The following is a 448-nucleotide window of genomic DNA, read 5'->3' on the forward strand; positions in this document are numbered from 1 at the left end:
GGAGCATCACGGTCAGTGGACGGCGGGTGGCCGTCCGGGCGAGTGCGGTGAGCACGATCCCTCCCCGGCGTTGACGGTTCGTCGATGCCTCAAGACTCGTGCCACGGGGTGCCCCGGCGGATCGCCGGGAGGAGCGGTTCGTGTCCCTCGCCCGTACGGGGGAGACGGCCGCCGCCTCCCCCTTCAGAGGGAGCCGGGGTCACCCGAGGCGGAGCCCGGGGTGACCTCAGGGGGCTCCCGGGGTGACGAGACCGGTCTCGTACGCGCAGATCACCGCCTGCACCCGGTCCCTGAGACCGAGCTTGGACAGCACGTTGCTCACGTGCGTCTTGACGGTGTGCTCGCTGACGAACAGGGTGCCGGCGATCTCCGCGTTGGACAGGCCGCGGGCCAGCAGCCGCAGCGTCTCCACCTCGCGGGCGGTGAGCGCGTCCAGGCTCGGCGGAGG

General features: G+C 72.3%; 1 protein-coding gene. It reads right to left on the reverse strand.

The features are described 5' to 3' along the window. Positions 1 to 226: 226 nt before the first annotated feature. Positions 227 to 448: response regulator transcription factor (locus tag LPA54_RS38795; RefSeq protein WP_228985092.1), on the reverse strand; the 222-nt coding region annotated here is incomplete at its 5' end.

Origin of the sequence: Streptomyces sp. DH12 (genome assembly GCF_020873895.1) — a bacterium.
GTDB lineage: Bacteria > Actinomycetota > Actinomycetes > Streptomycetales > Streptomycetaceae > Streptomyces.